This is a genomic window from Ruegeria sp. N4, from assembly GCF_056531425.1.
Genome location: NZ_JBQFLT010000002.1, coordinates 90,441 through 106,694, shown reverse-complemented (window position 1 = coordinate 106,694; position 16,254 = coordinate 90,441). Strand labels below are relative to the sequence as shown.

At 61.0% G+C, this 16,254-nt stretch carries 17 protein-coding genes; 4 read left to right on the top strand and 13 right to left on the bottom strand.

Translation table 11 applies throughout. The features are described from left to right. Positions 1-44: 44 nt before the first annotated feature. The 13 genes from ACR0LW_RS05400 to ACR0LW_RS05340 form a co-directional block, all read right to left on the bottom strand. On the bottom strand, positions 45-467 hold the full coding sequence (locus ACR0LW_RS05400; protein WP_480881826.1) for a DUF2946 family protein: 423 nt from the start codon (positions 465-467) through the stop codon (positions 45-47). 129 nt (positions 468-596) lie between these two features. After that, positions 597-860 (bottom strand): hypothetical protein, encoded by a 264-nt coding sequence (locus tag ACR0LW_RS05395; RefSeq protein ID WP_170630722.1) that lies wholly within the window; start codon positions 858-860, stop codon positions 597-599. After that, a complete protein-coding gene (locus ACR0LW_RS05390) occupies positions 817-2,340 on the bottom strand; it encodes a cytochrome D1 domain-containing protein (RefSeq protein WP_480881825.1) in 1,524 nt (507 codons plus the stop codon). Before ACR0LW_RS05390 ends, ACR0LW_RS05395 begins: the two co-directional genes overlap by 44 nt. A 76-nt stretch (positions 2,341-2,416) precedes the next feature. Further along, positions 2,417-3,631, bottom strand: coding sequence for a heme d1 biosynthesis radical SAM protein NirJ (gene nirJ, locus ACR0LW_RS05385; RefSeq protein WP_480881824.1), 1,215 nt, complete (start codon positions 3,629-3,631; stop codon positions 2,417-2,419). 3 nt (positions 3,632-3,634) lie between these two features. Then, positions 3,635-4,117, bottom strand: a complete 483-nt coding sequence (gene ahbB, locus ACR0LW_RS05380) for a siroheme decarboxylase subunit beta (protein ID WP_170622474.1) — start codon at positions 4,115-4,117, stop codon at positions 3,635-3,637. Beyond that, positions 4,114-4,563 (bottom strand): Lrp/AsnC family transcriptional regulator, encoded by a 450-nt coding sequence (locus ACR0LW_RS05375; RefSeq protein WP_170622473.1) that lies wholly within the window; start codon positions 4,561-4,563, stop codon positions 4,114-4,116. Before ACR0LW_RS05375 ends, ahbB (ACR0LW_RS05380) begins: the two co-directional genes overlap by 4 nt. After that, on the bottom strand, positions 4,560-5,549 hold the full coding sequence (gene ahbB / locus ACR0LW_RS05370; RefSeq protein WP_480881823.1) for a siroheme decarboxylase subunit beta: 990 nt from the start codon (positions 5,547-5,549) through the stop codon (positions 4,560-4,562). The genes ACR0LW_RS05375 and ahbB (ACR0LW_RS05370) overlap by 4 nt, the downstream gene beginning before the upstream one ends. Positions 5,550-5,552: 3 nt before the next feature. Further along, positions 5,553-6,698: a cytochrome D1 domain-containing protein gene (locus ACR0LW_RS05365; RefSeq protein WP_480881822.1), complete on the bottom strand. Its 1,146-nt coding sequence runs from the start codon at positions 6,696-6,698 to the stop codon at positions 5,553-5,555. Beyond that, positions 6,698-6,976, bottom strand: coding sequence for a c-type cytochrome (locus ACR0LW_RS05360; RefSeq protein ID WP_480584498.1), 279 nt, complete (start codon positions 6,974-6,976; stop codon positions 6,698-6,700). The genes ACR0LW_RS05365 and ACR0LW_RS05360 overlap by 1 nt, the downstream gene beginning before the upstream one ends. Before the next feature lie 121 nt (positions 6,977-7,097). Then, a complete protein-coding gene (gene cobA, locus ACR0LW_RS05355; protein ID WP_480881821.1) occupies positions 7,098-7,859 on the bottom strand; it encodes a uroporphyrinogen-III C-methyltransferase in 762 nt (253 codons plus the stop codon). Positions 7,860-8,044: 185 nt separating this feature from the next. After that, the gene (locus tag ACR0LW_RS05350; RefSeq protein ID WP_480881820.1) at positions 8,045-8,446 is read right to left on the bottom strand and encodes a cupredoxin domain-containing protein; all 402 of its coding nucleotides are present in this window, start codon (positions 8,444-8,446) and stop codon (positions 8,045-8,047) included. A gap of 54 nt (positions 8,447-8,500) precedes the next feature. After that, complete coding sequence (locus tag ACR0LW_RS05345; protein ID WP_480881819.1) at positions 8,501-10,285, bottom strand: NapC/NirT family cytochrome c; 1,785 nt, start codon at positions 10,283-10,285, stop codon at positions 8,501-8,503. A 122-nt stretch (positions 10,286-10,407) separates the two neighbouring features. Continuing rightward, positions 10,408-12,084 (bottom strand): cytochrome D1 domain-containing protein, encoded by a 1,677-nt coding sequence (locus ACR0LW_RS05340; protein ID WP_480881818.1) that lies wholly within the window; start codon positions 12,082-12,084, stop codon positions 10,408-10,410. Between the two features lie 235 nt (positions 12,085-12,319). Here ACR0LW_RS05340 and ACR0LW_RS05335 point away from each other — a divergent pair, with 235 nt between their 5' ends. From ACR0LW_RS05335 to ACR0LW_RS05320, 4 genes are all read left to right on the top strand, one after another. Next, the gene (locus ACR0LW_RS05335; RefSeq protein ID WP_480881817.1) at positions 12,320-13,501 is read left to right on the top strand and encodes an NnrS family protein; all 1,182 of its coding nucleotides are present in this window, start codon (positions 12,320-12,322) and stop codon (positions 13,499-13,501) included. A gap of 98 nt (positions 13,502-13,599) precedes the next feature. Continuing rightward, entirely contained in the window at positions 13,600-14,049 is a 450-nt protein-coding gene (locus tag ACR0LW_RS05330; protein ID WP_170622465.1) for a c-type cytochrome, read from the top strand. Between the two features lie 16 nt (positions 14,050-14,065). Further along, the gene (locus tag ACR0LW_RS05325; RefSeq protein WP_170630743.1) at positions 14,066-15,433 is read left to right on the top strand and encodes a cbb3-type cytochrome c oxidase subunit I; all 1,368 of its coding nucleotides are present in this window, start codon (positions 14,066-14,068) and stop codon (positions 15,431-15,433) included. A gap of 5 nt (positions 15,434-15,438) precedes the next feature. Then, positions 15,439-16,248, top strand: coding sequence for a CbbQ/NirQ/NorQ/GpvN family protein (locus ACR0LW_RS05320; RefSeq protein WP_170622463.1), 810 nt, complete (start codon positions 15,439-15,441; stop codon positions 16,246-16,248). Positions 16,249-16,254: the final 6 nt, after the last annotated feature.

Here is a 16,254-nt window from a genome sequence, read left to right as displayed (position 1 = left end):
CAGGCAGGACAGGGTAAAGGCCAGCAGGGCATGGATTGCGCGACTTACGACCACGGCGCACCTCCGGTAACTTGGGTGAACGCCATGGACGCGCGCAGGGCGCGTTCAGTTGTGTCTTTGGGCGCCAACGGGGGGCCGCGGGTTTCGGGCCACAATCGTTTCACATCGTATACATAGACCTGATCACGGTATTCGCAGCGCGCGGTTTGAACAAATCCGAACCGTGTCACGGCAGGCAGTTCGGGCACAGGAGCCGCCGAGGTGACGGCGCACAGGGCGCAGTCAGCGCATTTCGGGCAGGGCGCGGTCGGGTCATCGGTTTCTTCAAGATCCACCTCAACCCAAACCGCGCCGCCCTCCGAGCAGATTTCGATCCATGTGCTGTCCCCGGCGCTCGCCAGCGCCGGGCCAAGCATTTGCAAAAGCAACAGGAAAATGCCCACCACACCGCACGCCGCACGGGACACGCGATCAAGAAAGGTATGCGGGGGGCGGCAGATGAGCATTGAGAATCCAACTCGGCGTTCGTTCCCAAAACCTATGAGATTCTCTCAGGCCGACACTTGACTTAGGTCAGGTGTCTGAAAAATTCTGACCTACCCATCCGCCTCATCCATCAACCCGCGCACCCAGCGCCCGGCCAGCCAAGTTGCCGGAATACCAAGCGGAATCGACCACAGGATCGCAGGCACCGGTTCGATTGCGCTGAAGCCCGCGCTGTGCAGGATCAGGCCCAACAGAAACAGGTTGATGGCCACGGTCAGCATCGTGGCCGGGTAAAGCAGAATGGCCAGTTTCCAGACCGGCCATCGCCCGTCAGTGGCTGGTGCCTTCCGAGAAGGTGATTTTGTTCCAGACATTGTATTTCCCAGACGGTTTGCGCATCGGCAGGCGGCGAACCTCTTCCAGCGTCTGCGCGTCATAAACGATCACCGCGCCGTCATCTTCCCAGATCGACACCAGCGCGTGACTGCCATCTTTGGTGAACTCCACATGGGCCACGGTCTTGCCGGGGGCAGGGCGCAGAGTCTTTACGATTTCAAGGCTTTGCTTGTCGATCACATGCATCGCGTCCTTGTTCGGGCCAAAGAACACATCGGCCCAGACATAAGGCGAATTCTCATGACTGCGCATGAAGAAACCCGGCCCTTCCGTCTTGATCCGTTTAACAGTTTCCCAGCTTTCCATATCGATCACCGACACGGTGCCATCGGTCAGATGCGGTGTTGCCATCACGGTCGTATCACCATGTTTCCACGTGATGCCCGAGCCCAGATGCGGCATCCCCGGCAGGTCCAGATCCGCCACCTTGTGTCCGATCACCAGATCGATCACCTGCCCGCCCTTGCCGTCGCGGGATGCGCCCATCACGTATTCATAGCTCTGGTCGAAAAAGAAATCGTCCAGATAGTCGGGCGTGGTGATCTTGCGCACCGGGAAGGGGTCGGGGTTCTTGAACTGACCTTCGATGCGGAAATCATGACCCAAACCGAATTGCGGCGGATTGGCCCCGTAAAAGACCTCCCAAATCTCGGGCACGTCCTTCAGGGCCAGCACAAAGCTTTCGCGTGGCGGTGCCTGATACACGGCTGAGACGCGGCTGGGCTGGCCCTTCTTGCTTTTGACCTCGATGACCTTGGCGACCGAGAGGTCTTCGGTCGACAGCAGGGTCAGGCTGTTGGGCAGGTAATTCGCCACCGCCACCCATTTGCCATCCCCCGACATGGCGATGTTGCGGCTGTTCAGGCCCGCACGCACGCGGCCCACCTGTTGCAGCGCCCAGATGTCGTATTTCTGCACCCAGCCATCGCGGGACATGATGAACACATAACGCCCATCGGGGCTGAATTTCGGCCCGCCATGCACGGCAAATGGGGTCTCGAACCGGTCCAGAACCTCGAACGTATCGCCGTCCAGTACGCTGACATGGTGATCCCCGGTCTCGACCGCCAAAGTGATGTTCATCGGGTCGCTGTCCCAGACGGGCGCATCGACCGGCACATAATCCTCGTCCAGAGACCGGCTGGCCATGATGTCGGCCTCGCCCCATTCCGGGTCGGTCTCCAGCGGAGATTTCAACCAGCCCGCCAGTTCCTCAATCTGCAAGGCGTCCAACTCATGCGAGAACCCCGGCATCTGCGTGGCCGCGCGCCCTTCGGCGATCACCGCCGCTACCCGTGGGCCCCGCATCCGCTTCAACGTTTCAGGGATCAGCGCAGGCCCAACCCCGCCCAGCCTGTTTTCCCCATGGCACGAGGCACAATGTTCCGCATAATCCGCAGGCGCATCAGCCCAGGCCGCGCCCACGCTCAGGATCGAACACAAAACCCCGATCTTCATCTTTTCAAAAATACTCCCGCCGGAGGCTCCTGCATTCACCACCCGCGCAGGGGCCGGGCGAGCTGAGAAAACGGTATCAAAAGAACTGATGCGCCGGATCATGACGTTTCCCCTGGAACGGCGTGACCTGCAGACGTTCACCTGCATCATCCACACCGATTTCTTGATTTGACAGATAGCAGGCCGGATCTTCGGCCCAGGGATCGCCGGTCAGTTGCAGGGCGCGGATACGGGTGTTGCCGCCGCAGACATCCTTCAACTGACACGCCCCACACCGCCCTTTCAGCGGGCGTGGGCGGGTACGCAGCATGGCCAGCATCGGATCGTCGCTGGTCCAAAGCTCGGAAAATGGCTGGGTCTTCACATTGCCGACCGTGTAATCGGACCAGTAGGTATCGGGATGCACCCGCCCCAGATTGTCGATATTGGCCACACCCAACCCGCTGGAATTGCCACCCCAGGCGGCCAGGTGTTCGCGCACATGGGCGGCCTTGGCGTCATCGAAATGCGCGCGCACCCAGTTCAAGAAATACCCCGCATCGGCATCATTATTGCCAGTTACGATGTCCAGAGGACGCCCGCCCGAGGCGGCCTCCCACGCGCGCTCCAGCAACAGGTCCAGCCCCTTTCGGGTGCGCAGATGTTCGGCATCTTCACCCCGGTTCTTGTCACCGCGCCCGGCATAGACCAGATGGGACAGATAGAACTTGTCCACACCTTCGTCATCGCACAGCTGCAACAGGTCGGGCAGGTGATGCTGGGTGCCCTCGGTCAGACAGAACCGCAGCCCCACCTTGATGCCGCGCTTTTTGCATTCGCGCACGCCGCGCAGGGCGTCGGCAAAGGCACCTTCGACCCCGCGGAACCAGTCATTCGTGGCCCCGATCCCGTCCAGAGAAATGCCAACATAGCTGAAGCCCACATCGGCGATCATATCTGCGGTTTCGTCGTAAATCCGCGTGCCGTTGGTCGAAAGCGCCAGCATCGGCACCAACTCGCGCGCGCGTCTGGCGATGTCGAAGAAATCGAACCGGTCTAGAGGTTCTCCACCCGACAGGATCAGGGCCGGGACGCGAAACTGGCCCAGATCCTCAAGCGTGACCATGGCTTGCTCATGGCTCAGCTCGCCCGGAAAGGCCACATCCGCCGAGACGGTATAGCAATGGCGGCATTTCAGATTACAGCGCCGCGTCAGGTTCCAGATCACCACCGGTTTCACCGGGCCGGGGCGGCGTTTGCGCACTGGCGTCGGTTTTACAAGTTGGTGCATGTATTCGGTCAGGCGGAACATGTCTCAGCCTTTCTTTTTCAGGCGCAGCCCGGTCTTTTTCAGGATGCGCGTGGAATAGAGGATGTCTTTGGCCCGGCAGGCATCGCCCAGAATCGCGGCGATCTGCGCGCGCTTTTCCTCGACCTCGTCCCGGTCGGCGCCGTGGACCATGGCAAACAGGTTATAAGGCCAGCCCGGCAGGGCGCGTGGGCGTTCGTAGCAATGGGTGACGAAGGGCAACGCGCCGATATGAGCGCCCAGTTCAGCGATGCAGCCGTCGTCAACATCCCAGACAGTCATGCCGTTCGATGTCATCCCCAGCTTGTAGTGGTTCGGAGCGGCCGCGATACGGCGGATCACGCCGCGCGATTTCATGTCGGCAAGGCGGGCCAACAAGGCGTTCTCGTCGATGCCAAGATCTGCCGCGACCTGCGCATATGGCGCGGACACAAGAGGCAGACCGCCTTGCAGCGCCTCGATAATCTCTCTGTCTGATGCGTCGATCATGCCGCCACCCGGAAGCCGATGAAGAATTCCTGCAATTTGGGGAAACGGAGCACTTCGATCCCCGTTTCCCGTTCAATCGCATCGGCGACGGCCCCAATCCCCTCGGGCGTTTCGGTGGCCAACACGAACCACATGTTCAGCCGGTGCGTGCGTTCATAATTATGCGCCACCTCAGGGTGTGCATTGACTTTGGTCAGGACGGTTTCGAAATCCTTGGGCGGGACGGCCATGGCGCACAGGCAGAATGCGCCACCCATGGCAGCCGCGTCGAAGAAGGGGCCAAAGCGGGTAATGATGCGGTCTTCTTTCATCCGCGACAGGCGGGCCAGCAGATCGCTTTCTGCAATCCCCAACTCGTCGGCGACGGCGGCATAGGGGTGCGAGGTCAACGGCAGGTCGTCCTGCATCCGGTTCAGGATCGCGCGGTCTGTTTCGTCCAGCGTCATGCGGCGGCCTCTTTCGGTTGGATCAATGCGCCGGTCTGTTTGAAGCAGCGGGTCGAGAACAGCACTTTGCGTTGCGCGCCAAACAGTTCCGGCAGGGCGGCGGCCCCTGCCAAAACTTCCATTGCTTCGGGGCGCGAGCGCGCGTGGATCATGGAATAGAGGCGATAGGGCCAGACATCCTCGACCGGGTTACGCTCATAACACAGCGTGACACCGGGATGCGCTGCCAGCGCCGGGCCTGCAGTGCTGACTTGCTCGGCCGGCATATCCCAGACCACCATCGCATTGGCGGACCATCCCAGCGCCCGATGCCGCACGATAACCCCAAGGCGCGAGATAATTCCGGCGCCGTGCAGGGCCTCAATCCGGGCCATCACCTCGCCCATATCGCGGTTCAGGCTCCGGGCCAGCGCGGCGTAGGGTTCAGCGACCAGCGACAGGCCAGAGCTAAGCGCCTGCAACAAAGGGCGGTCCCCGTCGCGCATGGCCGCGCGATCCACTTTTCGCGGGCCGGGAACATTGCGGGTTTTGCCGGACATGCGGAACCCAAGATCGACGTTGAAGGGCCGCACCAGACGCAGGTCCAGAACGCGCAATCCGGTTTGGTTGCTGATCCGGGCCAGCGTGTCGTTGACATGCGCCCGGTCCGGGCCGGTGGCCACGAACCACAGGTTCCAGTCATCCTCGCGCTGATAATTGTGGTTCACGCCGGGTTCCGCGTCGATTAGGCTGGCGACCTCTTCCAGACGTTCCTCGGGCGCGGCGACGGCGGCCAGGGTGCTGGCCGAAACCGCGCCCGGCGCAATGGTTGCGCCAACCCGCGTGATGCGCCCGGTCTTGCGCATCCGCGCCAGACGGTCGAGCACTTCGGCCTCGTCGAGCCCCAGAGCGTCAGCCAGAACCTGAAACGGGCGTTCGGCGATGGGAAAATCGCGCTGAAAATCGTCCAGCAGGCGGCAATCAATCGGATCGGTGATATGTTGCATCGCTTACAGCCCCGTTCTGTGCGCGCGGGCGGTGAAGAAGATGCCGGATGGGCTGTCGGCCTCGATTTCCCGCAGTTTTTCAAACGTTTGCGTGTCGTAAACCATGACCTTGCCCGCATCGCGCACGCTGAGCCAGACCTCGTGCCCGCGCGGTGTGAACTCCATATGCAGCACCGCCGGGCCGGGTTTGAATTCGTGGACGATCTTTTTGGTCACGGAATCGATCACTTGAATGGTGTCGTTCAGCGGGTGGGCGAAGTTCACCCAGACCTGCCGCCCGTCAGGCCGCGCCATGGCAAAGACCGGCTGGCCGTGGGTTTTGGTGCGCCCGGTTTCGGTCAGGGTGTCGGCGTCGATCCACAAAACCTCGTGATGGCCGACCGCAGGCAAAACGAACTCGCGCCCGGTCAGGGCCCAGCCTTCCAGATGGGGCATTTTGTAGACGGGCATTTCCTCTTGCCCGCGACCGTAATCGGGCAGCACGCGGATCGGTTCCGGGGTTTCGGCCCACAGGTCCAGCGCGGTCAGGCCGTCCTCGCCGAACAGGCCGGTGATATAGGTGCGGCCATTGGCGGTGATCAGGGCGTCATAGGGGTTCTTGCCCATTTCGGGGATCTTGGTGATCGCGGGGTTGCCCTTGGCAAAATCGGCAATCCAGGTTTCGCCCGTGTCCCACATGGTGAACACGAACCGGCGGCCCGGCGCATCGACCAGACCGATGGTTTTGCTGCCTGTGGGAATGTCGGCGACCATCTCGAGCGTTTCGGCATCGAACACGCGTACGCCGCCGGGTTCATAGTTCGACACGGCGACCAGCTTGCCATCATCCGAAATCGCGCCGCCGATGGCGTTACCGGCCTGCACGACACGGTTTGCAATCTGGCGAGTGACGATATCGACTTTGGTCAATCCGCCGTCTCGCCCGAACACATAGGCAAACCGTTCATCGGGCGAATAAACCAGCGAGGCATGGGACAGATCGCCCAGCCCTTCGATCCGCGCCAGCGCCGCGCGGTCGGACTGATCCACCAACAGGACCGAGCCTTTGGCGCGTTCGATCACGAGGCCAAGATCTCCGGTTGCGGTGGGTTCCGCCTGCGCGGTGGTCATCATCAGGGTGGCGGCGAGGGTCAGGATCAGATGTCTCATTATTCCTCCTGTTCCAGCAGATAGCGGGCGATCCATTCGGCTTCTTCTTCGCTGATCAGGGGCCGCCAGGGGGGCATCGCGGTGTCGGGGATGCCGTCGAGGATAACTCCGGTCAGGACCTCAGGGTCGTAGTGGTCCAGCGTTTCCGAACGCAGATCCGGGCCAAGGCCGCCCTTTAGCGACAGCCCGTGGCAGGAACCGCAATCCTGATGGACAAGGCGTTTCAGAGCGTTCGGGTCGAGCGTGTCAGCAGCGAATGCTGTCGTGGCCACAAGCACGACAGATGTAAGTAGAACTGAAGGCAGCGACCGGCCGCGGGTGGGCGAGAAGCGCCCGCCCGGGGGGGCGGTCGGGCGCTGCCCGGCGGCGCCACCGGGCGCAACGTTTCTGCGTCCAAACTTAGCCATGGGCCTGCTCCAACAACTCCGCCACAGGCCGTTCCGCATAGAGCGAAACCACCTTGCCGATGATGAACAGCGTGGGGGCTTTCAGCCCGGCCTCGCGCACATCTGCGGCCAGCCGATCCAGCCGGGATACAAGGCGGCGTTCATCGGGCAGGGTCGCTTTGCCAACGGCCAGAACAGGGGTTGATCCGGGCAAATTCTCGGTCATCAGCCCCATGGCGATCTGGCCGATATTGGCCACGCCCATATAGACAACCAGCGTTGTCTCGGGGTCGGCCAGACGTTTCCAATCCAGATCCAGCACCTTGTCGGCCTGCCGGTGCCCGGTGACATATTGCACCGAGGTCGCCAGCCCGCGATGGGTCAGCGGCACACCGGTGGAACAGGACGCCCCCTGTGCTGCCGTGATGCCGGGCGCGTATTCCACCGCGATGCCATGGGCCATCAGATAGGCGGCCTCTTCCGAGCCGCGCCCGAAGATCATCGGGTCGCCGCCTTTCAGCCGTGCAACCGTGTGGCCCGCGCGGGCTTCTTGAACCAGGATTTCATTGATACGGTCCTGCGGCACCGTATGGCATTTGGGCGCTTTGCCGACCGGGATCAGCCGCGCGCCGTCAGCGTGCAAATCGAGAATATCGGCCGAGACCAGACGGTCATAAACCACCACATCTGCCTCTTGCAGCATCCGCAGCGCACGCAGGGTCATCAGTTCGGGGTCGCCGGGGCCTGCGCCAATCAGAAAAACCTTACCGCTCATGTGCAAACTCGCTTGGTCTGAATGTCTTCGGAACCCAGGTTTTCCTGCGCGATCTGGTGACGTTGCTGGGTCAGCCGGGCGTGTCATGCGCCAAGACTGCCGCAACCAAAAAAGAACCTCCTTGACTAAAGTTAAGGAGCGCGGGATTTGCGCCCGCGCTCCTTTCTCTTGCCTGTAGTCCTGCCTCAGGGTTCGACGGTGATCATTCCGATCATGTTCTGCGTCTCCCAATGCGGGCCGCACAGATAGTCCTGCGGACCCGGGGTGAGGAAGGTCAGATCAACCGATTCCTCAGGGAACAAACGATCGCTTTCGGGCGCGCTGCCGTCTTTGAGCAACACGGAGTGGCTGGTCCTTTTGTCCACATTCACCCAGCGCACCGTTGTGCCTGCCTTGACCGTCAACTCGACCGGGCAGAACGTGTATTTATACATCAGCACCACCTCGGCATCCTCGACAGCGGAAGAGGGCTGACCGAACAGCTCGACATAGCGGTCTTCGGCCTCGGCACACAGTTCGGCAGTGTCATCGGCCCAGGCGGGCGCAGCCAGAAGCAGCAGCGCGGGAAGAAGGTGTTGGGGTTTCATCGTCCAAATCTCCTCTTCTAAGCGGAAGGGGCCGGATTATCCGGCCCCTGTCCATTATTGTTTGACCACGTTGATGAAGGCGCTGTCGTCGTCCAGCGCCAGGCTGGTATCCAGCGTCACGTGGTGGAACCGTGCGGCGGCAAAGTCATCATGGATGGCAAAGCCGACGGTATAGGTCTGCCCGGCCTCAAGCGGGACATCACCGGCTGCGCCCGAGTTCAGCGGACGGGTGAAGATCACGGTCCACATACCAGCGTCGAGGCTGGCCGAGGCGGCGATGTCACCGTCATTGACCACGCGCTGTTCCAGCAGATAGCCATTGGTGGCGCTGCCGTCCGCATATACGCGCATCAGGTCCAGATAGGTGCCATCGGCCAGATACTGCTCGATCTGCTCTGCCGCTTGCAGCTTGTCCCAACCACCCAGCGCCTTGCCGCGACGGCCTTTGATTTCGACCTCGGTCCGGCTTTCGCTGATGTATTTGGTCACAGTGTCCTGTGCGGTCAGACGACCCGAGACATCCCCGTTAGCGGCAATCGCCTCGGCACCCGGATCAAAGGGCATATAGCTGTTGTCGGCGTGGCACGAGGCCCAGCAACCCACCTGATCACCCAACTCGATCCCGGTGCCGGTGATCATCATGGCAACCTTGATCTGGTTGTCGGGGTCCATCTTGCCACCGTCGACAAACGGCGCCGGGTTGTGACCCGCATCCGGCCATTGCAGGCGGATGTAGAGATTTTCATCATCATGCGCTGCCTGAACGGTTGCGTCGATCACACCGCGTTTGCCGGGGATCGGCGTTGGTTCCAGCTCGCCACCAGCCACGATCTTGTTGCCGATCGCATCCAGTTCGGCGGCGTGACAGGTGGTGCATTTGTCCCCACCTTTGGTCAGAGGCCGTGCGCCGCCGTGGGATCTGCCGTTCTGGACCCATTCGAACGAGGCCTGACCGGGATAGAACAGCTTCATATCCGCAGTTGGAACCGCAGCCCAATCGACATTCGTGCCGACATCGCTACCGCCACCGGCCGGTGCAGCCGCTTCTTCGCCCGAAGCTTTGGCCCGTTCTTCCGCAACCGCCGCGTCAACCGCTGCCGCGATCTGAGCCTGTACCGCCTCTTGCTGAGCCACACGCGCGGCTTTTTCGGCCTCGGCTTCGGCGGCTTCCTTGGCTTCGATCCGCTCGAGGCTGGCCAGGTATTCGGCCGGAATTTCGCGAATGAATGCGGGGTTCGGGGCTTCGAGTTCTTCCAGATACTCTTCGTCGGCCCGGTCGCGGGCGTCCGAATGTGCGATCCCCTTGTGACAGTCGATACAGGTCTGGCCAACGGTCATGGCGTTCAGGTGCTGCTGACGAGCGCGGGGTTTCTGGAACTCGGGCATCATCGATTCGAAATCGTGACAGTTGCGACACTCGCGCGAGTCGGTGGCCTTCATCCGTTCCCATTCGTTCATCGCCAGATGCACGCGCTTGGCTTCGAACTTTTCGCGTGTGTTGATGGTGCCGACCATCTTGCCATACAGCTCTTTCGAGGCCTTGATCTTGCGGATGATCTTGTGGGTCCAGTCCTTGGGCACGTGGCAGTCGGAACAGACCGCGCCGACGCCGGATCGGTTCACGTCGTGAATCGTGCCGGTGTATTCCTCATAGACGAAATCGCGCATCTCGTGGCACGAGACACAGAATTCCTTGGTGTTGGTCGCTTCCATGGCGGTGTTGAATCCGCCCCAGAAGATAATGCCAGCGGCAAAGGCCGCAGCGATACCGGCCACGGGCATCCCCCACAGGAAATACCGGCGCCAGATCGGTGGTTTTTTATCAGGTTCGGAGGTCATATCCGGGCTCCGTTGGCTGTTCTAACTGGCCCGGCGTGTCAGGCCGGCGCGTTTAGCTGATGGGGAAAACGAAGAAAGGGCGGGCGAGGGGCCCGCCCTTTCCGATTTGGGCTGCGAACCCGTCAGGTGACGTGGTTCGAGCGGTTGTAGACGTTGAACTTCCCGGTCGGAGCAAACAGCCCCTTCACGCGGCCGATCTCTTCCAGTGTCTTGGCGTCGTAGATCACGATCTCACCGTTCGGTTCTTTCGAGGTCGAGCGGTTCCACTTGGAAACCCAAACCTCGGATCCGTCCTGGTTGAACTCGAAGTGGACGGCGACGTTGCCTTCCTCTTCGGTGATCTGGATCGTTTTCACGATCTCACCGGTTGCCTTGTCGATGACCTGCACCGATTGCTGGATCTCAGGCTCGGGGTGCTTGGTCTGGTCGGCCCAGATGTAATCTGATTCCGGGTGCGTCCGGATGAACAGACCGGGTCCGTCGGTTTCGACCTCATAACAGGTCTGCCATGCCTGATCTGGGTGGCCTTCGGGGTCGTTGCCCCAAACGGTGACCGTGCCTTCGCCCAGGTGGGTTGTTCCGGCAACAGGACCGCAGTTCGGGTCATCCCAGTTGGCGCCCGGGCCGGGGTGCGGCAGCGGCGCGGTGTCGATCAGAGCTTCCAGCTTGTGGGTCTCGGTGTCGACCACAACCATCTTGTTCGACGCGTTTGCGGCGATCTGGAAGTAACGGCCGGTTGGATCGAAGAACCCGTCATGCAGGAACTTGGCGCTGTCGATCTTGTCGATCCGCAGGTTGTCCAGGTCGGTATAGTCCACCTGCCACAACTGACCGAGTTCCTTGACCGCCACGATCCATGTGGGCTCGTTCGGGGTGGTGTAGATTGCGGCCACGCGGGCCTCTTCCACATAATCCCCGTCCACGTTGTAACCACGGGTCGAAACGACCTTTTTCGGTTCCATTGTAGCGGCGTCGACGATGGCGAAATGCGGCGGCCAATAGGCCCCACCGATCACGTATTTACCGTCACCCGACACGGCCACGTCGCGAGCGTCATAGCCAATGGTCACTTCGGCCACCAGCATGTTTTCCGGGTTCTGCCACAGGTCGATCTTGGTCATCTTGCCGTCGCGGCCCATGGTGTACCAGAAGCGGCCCGGGTTTTCCGGCTCTTCCAGTTTGTGGTGTTCGGACGCTTTCAGCACGTGCACCGCGTAACCGGTCGGAATATGGGCCAGCACTTCCTTGGTGTCGCCGTCGATCACGGCCACCTTGCCCACGTCACGTTCGATGACCACGAAGAAGTTTTCCCAGTTGCGGCCATGCAGCGGCTCGGTCGGGTAATCTTCGGGTTCGACATAGACCTTGCGGGTCGCCATCATCTGTTCAAGCGACATCTCGGGCGGCTTGGGCGGCTCCATCTGGATATAGGTCGCCATATCGCGGATCTCATCCTCGGACATCACGTCCGAGAAGTTGTTCATCCCGCCCTCGGTGCCCCATGCGATGATCTTTTCAAGCCGGTCCTGACCCAGTTTCAGGGTCCCGGATTCGGTCACGGTACCATCGGCATTCTTTGTTTCCACCAACGGTTCAAGGCTTTTACCGGTGGCACCCTTGCGCAACACGCCGTGGCAACCGGCGCAGCGTTCAAAGTAAAGTTGCTTGGAAGACTCGAAGGCTTCGTCGCTAAGTGTCGGGCCTTCAGCGAAGGTTGGCGCGGCGACGCTGCCCAGCAGCATCGCCAAACCGACCCCGAAGGCGCGGCCAGTTTTGTTGTAGCTGATTCCAAGTGACATGATCACTCTCCATTTGCTGGTGAGGCAGGTCCAAGGGTGGGACATCACGCGTTTGTCATCCTTGACGAAAGTCAACGCTGTCCCGGCATTTCGTAAACAAAAGCGGAAAAAGGGGCCCCTCAGGCACTTTGAAAAACCTGTGTCTGAGGGTCATATTTTCCGCAGCTTTTGATTTTGGTTAAGTCGCGGTCAGGTGCGCATTGCTAGGGCTTGGAAAACACCAAGGAGAGCAGCAATGCCCGCAATCATCACACGCGTATTTGGTGAAGGGTTCCGTGTATTTTTTCTGTCGGCCGGTCTTTATGGCCTGTTTGTCGGTCTGGTCTGGGGCCTGTGGCTGACAGTGCCCTATCTGGCGCCGGAATACGGCATGACGCCGCCCATGTGGCACGCGCATGAGATGATCTTTGGCTATGCAACGGCGGCGCTTGGCGGGTTTTTCCTGACCGCCGTCCCGAACTGGACCGGCGCGCCGGACGCGCGCGCGCGGTTCATAACGCTGGCCGCAGGTCTGTGGCTGGCCGGTCGGATGGCGATGTGGTTTTCGGGGGCTCTGCCTGCGGCACTGGTGGCTGTGGTCGATCTGGTCTTTGTACCGATTCTGGCCGCCAAGATCCTGACGCAGCTGATCAAACGTCCGAAACCGCAGAACATGGTCTTTCTGGTTTTGCTCAGCCTGATCTGGGTGGCCGATCTGATGACTCATCTGGAATGGATGGGGATCACCAACGACACGCTGCAAACTGGGCTTCGGGCCGGGCTTCTGACCCTGTGTGCGATGATCGCCATATTGGGCGGGCGTATCACGCCGGCCTTCACGCGCAACGCGATGAAGCGCGCAGGCGTGCCCGAGGTCAACTGGCCGGTCTCGGCCCCGGCATTCGACAAGGCGGGAATGGCCTTGGCCTTGCTGGTGCCGCTCTGTGCCTTGATCCTGGGGGTCGGGCCGGTGGCGGGCGGGTTGGCGCTGGTTTTGGGCGTTGTGCAGATTCTGCGCATGGCCCGCTGGCGCGCGGTCTGGGCGGCCCGGCAACCGATTCTGCTGGCGCTGCATCTGGGGCTGGCCATGCTGGCGCTGGGTCTGATCCTTTGGGGGCTGGCAGTTGTGGGTCTTGGGAACGAGGTCGCAGCCCTGCATGTTCTGGGCATCGGCTGCGTCGGTGGCATGACCCTTGCGGTCATGAGCCGCGCCGCGCTGGGGCATAGCGGGCGGGCGCTGGTTGCGCCTGCGCCGATGGTTGTGGCCTATGGGCTGATGGCGGTGGCTGCTTTGTCGCGCTGGGTCGGGGCCGAGCTGAACGCCGGGTATCTGGTGGCGATGCTTTTGTCCGACGGTCTCTGGGTCGCGGCTTTTGCGCTGTATCTTGTCGCCATGTGGCCCGCACTGACCGGCCCGAAGGCCGCCAAATCAGGCTGATCCGACTTCCTTTCCATAGTCTTGACTTTCGTTAAGGAGCCACCGCGCCCTTACCGCCATTGTGACCAGACTAGCTAATCTGCGCAAAGGAGAGCGCGATGCGAGAAGTCATGACAAAGAGCATGGCCCGCAATATTTTCTATGGCGGGTCCCTGTTCTTCATCCTCATCTTTCTGGCCCTGTCGGCCCATTCCCACCTGTATATCGTGCGATCCGAAAACGCGGCGAAGCTTGATGAAAGCGTGGTGCGGGGCAAGCACGTCTGGGAAAAACACGCCTGTATCAACTGTCACACGATCCTGGGTGAGGGCGCATACTTTGCGCCCGAAGTTGCGAACGTGATGACCCGATGGGGCGTGCTGGACGACCCGGAATCAGCCTTTGAGGCGCTCAAGGGCTGGATGGAGGCGCAGCCGACCGGAATTCCCGGTCGTCGGCAGATGCCCAATTTCAACCTCAGCGACGAAGAGCTTCGTGACCTGACCAACTTCCTGATCTGGACGGACAATATCGACGCTCAGGGCTGGCCGCCCAACGAGGCGGGCTGAGAAAGGGAACGGAGCAATGAAATACGAAACCCAAAAAATCGCCTATGCCTACTTTGCAGTAGCCATGGCCCTGTTTGCGATACAGGTTCTGGGCGGCCTTCTGGCCGGTCTGATCTATGTGTCGCCCAACTTCCTGAGCGAGCTTCTGCCGTTCAACATCGTGCGGATGCTGCACACCAACTCTCTGATCGTCTGGTTGATCCTGGGCTTCTTCGGGGCGGCCTACTTTCTGATCCCGGAAGAAGCCGAACGCGAGATCCATTCGCCCAAGCTGGCCTATCTGCAGCTGATCATCCTTGTGGTCGGTACGCTGGGTGTGGTTGTGACCTATGTGTTCAACCTGTTCGAAGGCAACTGGCTGCTGGGCAAAGAGGGGCGCGAGTTCCTTGAACAGCCCAAATGGGTCAAGGCCGGTATCGTCGTGGCGGCGCTGATCTTCCTTTACAACGTGTCGATGACCGTTCTGAAAGGCAAGAAAACCGCAATTACCAACATCCTTCTGTTGGGTCTTTGGGGTCTGGCGCTGCTGTTCCTGTTTGCCTTCTACAACCCCGGCAACCTGTCCCTGGACAAGCAATACTGGTGGTATGTCGTCCACCTGTGGGTCGAAGGCGTGTGGGAGCTGATCATGGCCTCGATCCTGGCCTACCTGATGCTGAAACTGACCGGTGTTGACCGTGAGGTGGTCGAAAAATGGCTATACGTCATCGTCGCCGCCGCGCTGTTCTCGGGCATCCTTGGGACGGGCCACCACTACTACTGGATCGGTACGCCTGCGTACTGGCAGTGGATCGGGTCCATCTTCTCAAGCCTCGAAGTGATCCCGTTCTTCGCGATGATGGCCTTTGCCTTCGTCATGGTCTGGAAGGGCCGCCGGGACCACCCCAACAAGGCCGCGTTGCTGTGGTCGCTGGGCTGTGCCACGCTCGCCTTCTTTGGGGCCGGTGTCTGGGGCTTCCTGCACACGCTGCACGGGGTGAACTACTATACCCACGGCACGCAGATCACTGCCGCACACGGTCACCTGGCCTTCTATGGTGCCTATGTCTGCCTCAACCTGGCGATCTTCAGCTATGCCATGCCGATCCTCAAGAACCGTGATCCGTATAATCAGGTGCTGAACATGGGCTCGTTCTGGCTGATGACCAGCGGCATGGTCTTCATGACCTTTGTCCTGACCTTCGGCGGAACCGTGCAGACGCATATGCAGCGCGTGGTCGGAGATTACTTCATGGATGTCCAAGACCAGATCGCGATCTTCTACTGGATGCGCTTTGGCTCTGGTGTGGTGGTCGTCTTGGGTGCGCTGCTGTTCATCTACTCGATCTGGGTCCCCCGGAAAGAGATCATTGAACCCGGCGCGGCCGAAACCCCTGCGGAGTGATGGATATGGACGGCTCCATGAAAATGAACGAGGGGGTGGCAAACGCCCCCTTCTACCTCGCTCAAGGCGATGAATGCGATGTGTTCTGCGCTGCTTACAAGAATGATCTGCCGGTCTTGCTGAAAGGCCCGACAGGTTGCGGCAAGACCCGGTTTGTGGCCCATATGGCCGCCCGTCTGGGCCGCCCGCTTTACACCGTGGCCTGCCACGATGACCTTGCCGCCGCCGACCTGATCGGGCGCTACCTGCTGAAAGGTGGCGAGACCGTCTGGGTCGATGGCCCCCTGACCCGGGCGGTGCGCGAGGGCGCGATCTGCTACCTTGATGAAGTGGTCGAGGCCCGCAAGGACGTGACCGTTGTGTTGCACCCGCTGACCGACGACCGGCGCATCCTGCCGATCGACCGCACCGGCGAAGAGCTTGAAGCCGCCCCCGGCTTCATGCTGGTGGCCTCATACAACCCGGGATATCAGAATATCCTGAAAACCCTGAAACCCTCGACCCGGCAGCGGTTCATTTCGCTGGAGTTCGACTTCCCCTCGCCTCAGATGGAGGCCGAGGTCGTCGCACAGGAAAGTGGCCTGCCGCTGGAACGCTGCAAGCCGCTGGTCCGACTGGCCGGCAAGTTGCGCGGGCTGAAGGGTCAGGACCTTGAGGAAGGCGTCTCCACCCGTTTGGTCGTTTATGCCGCGACGCTTATTGCGCAAGGCATGTCCACCGACCGCGCCATCCTTGCCGCCATGATTGAACCTCTGACTGATGACGAGGACATCAAACGCGGGCTCCTCGATCTTGTCACGGCTGTCTTTGGGTGAGGCCGG

Coding starts and splice junctions, on each gene's coding strand:
- ACR0LW_RS05395 (WP_170630722.1), bottom strand. CDS start 860: ATGTCTGGAACAAAATCACCTTCTCGGAAGGCACCAGCCACTGACGGG.
- ACR0LW_RS05390 (WP_480881825.1), bottom strand. CDS start 2,340: ATGAAGATCGGGGTTTTGTGTTCGATCCTGAGCGTGGGCGCGGCCTGG.
- nirJ (WP_480881824.1), bottom strand. CDS start 3,631: ATGTTCCGCCTGACCGAATACATGCACCAACTTGTAAAACCGACGCCA.
- ahbB (WP_170622474.1), bottom strand. CDS start 4,117: ATGATCGACGCATCAGACAGAGAGATTATCGAGGCGCTGCAAGGCGGT.
- ACR0LW_RS05375 (WP_170622473.1), bottom strand. CDS start 4,563: ATGACGCTGGACGAAACAGACCGCGCGATCCTGAACCGGATGCAGGAC.
- ahbB (WP_480881823.1), bottom strand. CDS start 5,549: ATGCAACATATCACCGATCCGATTGATTGCCGCCTGCTGGACGATTTT.
- ACR0LW_RS05365 (WP_480881822.1), bottom strand. CDS start 6,698: ATGAGACATCTGATCCTGACCCTCGCCGCCACCCTGATGATGACCACC.
- cobA (WP_480881821.1), bottom strand. CDS start 7,859: ATGAGCGGTAAGGTTTTTCTGATTGGCGCAGGCCCCGGCGACCCCGAA.
- ACR0LW_RS05350 (WP_480881820.1), bottom strand. CDS start 8,446: ATGAAACCCCAACACCTTCTTCCCGCGCTGCTGCTTCTGGCTGCGCCC.
- ACR0LW_RS05345 (WP_480881819.1), bottom strand. CDS start 10,285: ATGACCTCCGAACCTGATAAAAAACCACCGATCTGGCGCCGGTATTTC.
- ACR0LW_RS05340 (WP_480881818.1), bottom strand. CDS start 12,084: ATGTCACTTGGAATCAGCTACAACAAAACTGGCCGCGCCTTCGGGGTC.
- ACR0LW_RS05335 (WP_480881817.1), top strand. CDS start 12,320: ATGCCCGCAATCATCACACGCGTATTTGGTGAAGGGTTCCGTGTATTT.
- ACR0LW_RS05330 (WP_170622465.1), top strand. CDS start 13,600: ATGCGAGAAGTCATGACAAAGAGCATGGCCCGCAATATTTTCTATGGC.
- ACR0LW_RS05325 (WP_170630743.1), top strand. CDS start 14,066: ATGAAATACGAAACCCAAAAAATCGCCTATGCCTACTTTGCAGTAGCC.
- ACR0LW_RS05320 (WP_170622463.1), top strand. CDS start 15,439: ATGGACGGCTCCATGAAAATGAACGAGGGGGTGGCAAACGCCCCCTTC.